General features: G+C 58.3%; 4 protein-coding genes and 1 pseudogene. All 5 read left to right on the forward strand.

Annotation, left to right across the window (positions count from 1 at the left end; genetic code table 11):
* Positions 1 to 144: 144 nt before the first annotated feature.
* Entirely contained in the window at positions 145 to 2,670 is a 2,526-nt protein-coding gene (locus ACXRVY_RS14865; RefSeq protein ID WP_223458220.1) for a CS1-pili formation C-terminal domain-containing protein, read from the forward strand.
* Positions 2,671 to 2,674: 4 nt separating this feature from the next.
* Positions 2,675 to 3,901 (forward strand): hypothetical protein, encoded by a 1,227-nt coding sequence (locus tag ACXRVY_RS14870; RefSeq protein WP_223458222.1) that lies wholly within the window; start codon positions 2,675 to 2,677, stop codon positions 3,899 to 3,901.
* 60 nt (positions 3,902 to 3,961) lie between these two features.
* On the forward strand, positions 3,962 to 4,705 hold the full coding sequence (locus tag ACXRVY_RS14875) for a molecular chaperone (RefSeq protein ID WP_223458224.1): 744 nt from the start codon (positions 3,962 to 3,964) through the stop codon (positions 4,703 to 4,705).
* A 33-nt stretch (positions 4,706 to 4,738) separates the two neighbouring features.
* A complete protein-coding gene (locus ACXRVY_RS14880; protein ID WP_223458226.1) occupies positions 4,739 to 5,239 on the forward strand; it encodes a CS1 type fimbrial major subunit in 501 nt (166 codons plus the stop codon).
* Between the two features lie 21 nt (positions 5,240 to 5,260).
* Positions 5,261 to 5,982: pseudogene (locus tag ACXRVY_RS14885) on the forward strand (hypothetical protein); the annotation flags it as partial.

Here is a 5,982-nt window from a genome sequence, read left to right on the forward strand (position 1 = left end):
CCTTCGACGCCGTTGCTCCGGTCGGCACGCCTTGATCGAGCTTCATGGCAACAAACGCTAACTGCTCAAGTGGCGTTAACCGGCGGACAACCTGACCGGCCTGTCCGCCGGATTCCAACCCGTTCGTAACCAGAGTAAGAGTTCATGTTCCCGATGACACCCATCGCGGCTGCGCTTGCGCTGTTGTTTTGTGCCAGTGCAGCGGCGGCTCCCGTTTCTTCCGCCGGTACGACACCACGAAGTCTGTTGGCCCAGGCCAAAGGTCTGCCGGCAGATTTCGAGGAGCATTTTTTTGATGTGCCTCTGGCTGTTCGGGTGGAACTCGATCAGCAACCGCTGGGAGAGGCGATGGTGGTGTTGTCCCGTGATGATCGCATCACGTTACTTGAATTTACCGACACCAGCGAAAACCGCTTCGGCCCCGCCGAGCGGGAAAAATGGGCCAGTTATCTCAAGCCAGGCGTGCCGCTGGGCACATGCACCGGTTCGTGTCCGGATCAGGTGCTTGCCGTGCATTACAACCTGGAAAACTCCCTCGTCTCGATCCTCACCGAAAATGCTGAGCGCGACGTCGAGGCCAAGCGTTATTACGAACAGCCCGATGGCGGCAGCAGCGGTCTGATGGTGCGCAACCAGCTCAATCTCAATGGTGGCCAGGATCAGGATCTGGGCGGGCGCTATGGCCTTGAAGCCAGCGCGAGCCTGGGCAACTGGAGCCAGACGTTCAATATGCAACTGGCCCGCCTCGGCGGTCCGGATGACAAGCTTTACCACGCAGTGCACGAGCTTTACACCCAGCGCGAATTGCAAGGCAGTTTCTTTCGCCTGGGCTATTTCACCCCCAATTCCGAAGGACTGACCCGCCAGCCGCGCACGTTCGGCACCAGTCCCGATACCGCTGTCGGCGTCATGTACGGCAGCTCCGACAGCCTCGCCATCAACAGTCCGATGCCCAGCGTCTATCCGATCTACGTCACGGCCAACCGCCAGGGCTCGGTGGAAATCTATCGCGACGGTCTGTTGATCAATACCCAGTCGGTGCCCGCCGGTTTGCAGACCCTCGACACCCGTCCGTTGCCGGGCGGAATCTATGAGGTGGAAGTGCGCCTGATCGAAGACGGTCAGATCACCTCCACCACCCAGGAACTTGTCTACAAACCCAACAACTGGCGCAACCTCGATGAGCGCTGGCGCTACAACCTGTTCGCCGGGGAAGAAAGCAAGCTGCTGAGCAACTGGGACCAACAATCCAGTGGCAGTCCCACGGCAGGAGCCTCGGTCAATTACCTGATGCACCCTCGAGTCATCCTCGGGCTGTCGGCGCGGCAAATCCGCGAAAAACTGCAATACGGCAGTTCCATCGACTGGACCCTGGCCAATCACATCAGCCTGTTCGCCAACGTGTACCAGACGCAGGATCATGGCACCGGCCTCGATCTGCAAAGCCTCTATAACTATGGCGCCGGCAGCGTGGTGATCAGCCACAACCGCAGCTGGCTGGACACCACCAATCTTTTCGAAACCCTGCCGGATGGCACCCGGGTGCGCCAACGTAATGTGTTCGTCGGCCAGACCAGCAACTCCTCGCTGGCACTCAATCATCGACTCAGCAGCAAAAGCACGATCAATGCGCGGGTGTCCCACAGCGAGGGCAACGTCGAAGGCGTCGGCCTCGATCTGGGCTGGAACCAGCGCACCAACCTGTTTGGCAGCGATGGCAACTGGCGGCTGTCGTTGTTCGATCGGCCGGGCAGTTTCAGCAGCGGTAATGACCGCAATCGCGGCGTCGACTTGAGCGTCAACCTGGCACTCGGCGCACCTGGACAGCAGATCAGCGGCAGTATCGGTTCGCGCACGGCCCGGGATGGCGGTCGCGACAACAACGCCTCCATTGGCTGGCGCAAAGACCTGAAAGACCATGTGCTGCAAAACGTCTCGGTGACGGCGCTCACCGACACCTACGGCGTCGGCGTTTCCAGCCTCGCCAACTTTCGTACCGACGCGATCAATGGTGATGGTTTCGTTCAGCGTTCGTCCTTCAACGGCAATTTTACCGGCGGCCTGAACCTGGACAGCACCCTGGCCATTGGCGCCGAGAAAATGATGCTGACCAGTCAGCATGAGATGCGCGGCGCGGCGCTGATTGTCGATGTGGAATCGGACATCGATGACATTACCCTGCGCGCCGACGATTACAGCGGCGGCGGTGCGATGTTGAAGCCCGGCCGCAACTTCATCCCGATTACCGCGTATCAGAACAGCTCGGTGAGTTTCGACTTCGAGGGCAACCATGTCCCGGCGGCGACCATCGAGCCCGCCCGCACCCGCTATCACCTGAACAAGGGCGGGGTGGAGTACCGCAAGGTCCGCGTGATGAAAACCCTGACCGTGCTCGGCCGGCTGGTCGATGCCAAAGGCCAGCCGCTCAAGGGCCATCACGTGATCAACCACGCCAGTCGCGGGGTGACGGAAGTCGATGGTTTCTTCTCGATGGAAATGAATGCCGGTTCACCGACGCTGGAAGTGCGTCAAGGCAACCAGTTGCTGTGCCAGTTCCGTCTCGATGCCAGCCGACATCGCAGTGAAAACAACGTGTTGATGATCGGGGATCTGCGCTGCACGCCGGACACCCTGGCGGATGTCACATTCACCGAACGGACGGCGGGTTGAATCTATGAAAAAGTCTTTGTGTTGCCTGGGGTTGTTACTGGCGCTGAGCGTGCCTGAGGCGCAGGCGGTGAATCGGGAGATCCGGGCGCTGTTTCAGCCCGATCCGTCACAGCCGAGCAGAAACGTGTTTATCAACAAAACGTCGAACAGTGGTTATTGCGCGAGCTATCCGGGCGAATGCGAGCAAAACAATATGTTCAGCATTCAATTGCCGATCCGCTTCACTGCCAGCCGCTTCATCGGATCTGGAGAAGGGATCCCGTTGAAGGTGCCGGCAAACTGGCGACGACTGACGGTGACTAACGCCGCGACACAGGAGAGGGAGACCGTTGAAGTGCGCATTACCGGCGTCGGCTCGAATTTTTTCCTGAGTGAATCGGCCGCCAAGCTGGTGGGAGTGAGCGACCCCCTTGAAGGCCATCAGAAACTCTGGACCAGCAGCAGTTGGGTTTATGCGCCTGCGCCCTGCCGGTACAGCGGTGTCGGGTCGTACAGCCCTGAGAGCTATCGGTTTTTCTGGAAAACACCCGTAGAGGCCTCCTGCGTCAAGGTAGCGGCTTACTTCATTCCGTCCATTTACTTCGACACCCTCGATTTTGCCTATGAGCTGCGCACCCCCAATCCGTTGGGCATGTCATCCGGTCTCTATACCGGTGCAATGTCGTACAGCATTGGACCTGGCGGCGATTTCGATATGGGGCAGGTGTTGCTTCCGAACGACGGCAACCTGACCCTGGACTTTGTCCTTGACGTACAGCACACCCTGAAGGTGGAGATTCCACCCGGCGGCAACAAAATCGTGCTGGAACCCCAAGGCGGATGGCGCGGCTGGCTGGAACAGGGGCGCAAGCCTGTGCGCCTGTATCGCGATCAGACCTTCAATATTTCCGCCTCGTCGCGATTCACGATGAGGCTGGACTGCGAGCACCACGATGCGGGCGCCGGCTCGGGCTGCGCCATTGTTGATCGTGGAGGGCGTTACGGGGGAGCTGTAGAAATCAGCGTCACCTTGCCTAACGGGTTGACCGACAGCGCCGGGCAACCGGTCAGGCGAATGCCGTTGAGTCGCCGTGCTCCTACAAGCCCGTTTCTGCCGGGTATCTATGTCGATCGCAAGCCCGGAACGCTGCATTTCGAAGTGGACGAGCGGTACACCCACTGGCTGATAGACAAATCCGAAGGTAGGCCTTTCACAGGCAATGTCACAGTGATCTGGGATTCTGAAGTCTGATCGTTCGGGGCTGGCCCATTTTTTACTTTTTGTTTTTTATTTTTTATGAGGTTGAGGACGATGAAGCGTCTGTTATGGCTGTGTGTGTTTTGCGTGTATCCCCTGGTGGTTCAGGCCGGGCCCCAGATCAATGTCGGCACCGTATACGACTATCTGGATGCCGATAAAAGCACCTATTTGAAACGGGTGTTCAACAGCGGCGACAGCACCGCTTTCGTCAAGGTCAACGTGCTGGAAATCGTCTACGACACCGACGGCACGCCGAAGGAAATACCGGTCACCACGTCCGCCGATGGTGCCTCGCGCAATGGCCTGATGGCCAGTCCCGCGCGGCTGATCGTTCCGGCGCAGGGGATGCAGGGCACCCGTCTGTTGTACATGGGCGAGCGTGACCGTGAGCGCTACTTTCGCGTGCGCTTCGTGCCCGTTGTGCCGGAAAAGGAAGATGAGTTTGCGGTGTCCGGCGAAGAGCGCGACGACTACAAAAAGAACCTGTCAGCGGGGGTCAACGTGATGACCGGGTTCGGCACCGTCTTCTTCGTTCGGCCCAAGGATGCTCGATTCGATAGCGCCGTCAACGAAACCGACAAGCGCTACGAGCTGCGCAACAACGGCAACACGGTGGTCATCATCGATGAATTCAAAAGCTGCTCCTTGAGTAATGAGAGTGAGTGCGGCGCGACCACCAAACATCACGTCATGGCGGGCAAGACCTATGCCTTCGACAAGGAAAAGGGCCGTGAATACCGGTTCACCCTGATCGAGGGCAACAGCAAGAAAAACCTGAAGATCGTCAGCCGCTAGGCCGGCTTTCCATTGACGCAACGGGTATCGAACATGATCAAGCAATGCGCCGCCGTCGTGCTGACGGCAATGACCGTACTGATGGGCTCCTCGACATGGGCTGCCCGGGAGGAACACACCTTCGAGGTGTCCGTGATTATCCCGACGCCCGCGTTTTACGTGATCCCCGCTGAAGCGGACTGGATCCACCGGCCACAGCGACTGAACTGGAACCTGTCGAATTCGACCTTGAGCAGCGTGCGCAAGCATTTTGATGTGCGCCACGACAGCAGCGCGATTGAAGCGCGCCTGGAGGCGGCTCCGTACCTGTCCAACGGCAGGCCCAGTGACGATATCGCGTTGCGGGTCAGTTTCAACGGGGTGGAATTGAGCGCCGACATTGCGCCGCGGCAAGTGGTGTCGGCGGCCGACGCGATGACAGGCTCACGGGTGTTGCTGCAGATCGATCCGGTGAAGCCGGTGGGGGGTTACAAGCCGGGGGACTACAGCGGCAGCGTGCTGATGTTGTTCAGTGCCAAGGCGCCGGGTGAGTGAGTTCTCCCTACAGCGGGGGTGATGATCGATGTTCAACGGTGCACGCCGCAAATCCTTGTCGATCGTAAAGCCCACCGATTGGAAACAGGTAGAGAAATGAAAAAATACAAGGGTTGGCTTGGGTTGTTAGTGGCATTGAGCATGCCTTCGGCAGAAGCGATAAACCGGGAGATCAGGGCGTCGTTCCAGCCGGATCCGTCTCAACCCAATAAAAATGAGTTCCTTAACAAAACGCCAAACAGTGGTTATTGCGCGAATTATCCGGGTCAGTGCATCGAAAACAACATCTTCAGTATTGAATTGCCGGTTCGTTTCAGTTCAGATCGCGCCATCGTGCCCGGCGAAGGTATTGCGTTGAAGGTACCGGCCAATTGGCGGCAGGTAACAGTGACGAATAGGGAGACCCAGGAAACGGAGACCGTTGATGTGCGCATCACGGGCATTGGTTCGAACTTAGTCCTGAGTGATTCAGCGGCCAATCTGACTGGAGCACCCAACGCGCGTGAAGGTCATGACAAGCTCTGGGTCGGCAATGGTTGGGTTTATGCAGCGCAGCCCTGTCGTTACAGTGGTGTAGGGGCATATGGTACCCATTCCTACCGATTTTTCTGGAAATCGCCAGTGGAGGCACCCTGTGTCAAAGTAGCCGCTTTCCGAATCCCGTCCATCTCTTTTGAAACTATCGATTTTGCCTATGAACTACGCACCCCCAATCCCTTGGGTATGTCGAGCGGGCTTTACAC

The sequence above is a fragment of the Pseudomonas sp. P5_A2_2 genome (genome assembly GCF_054177685.1).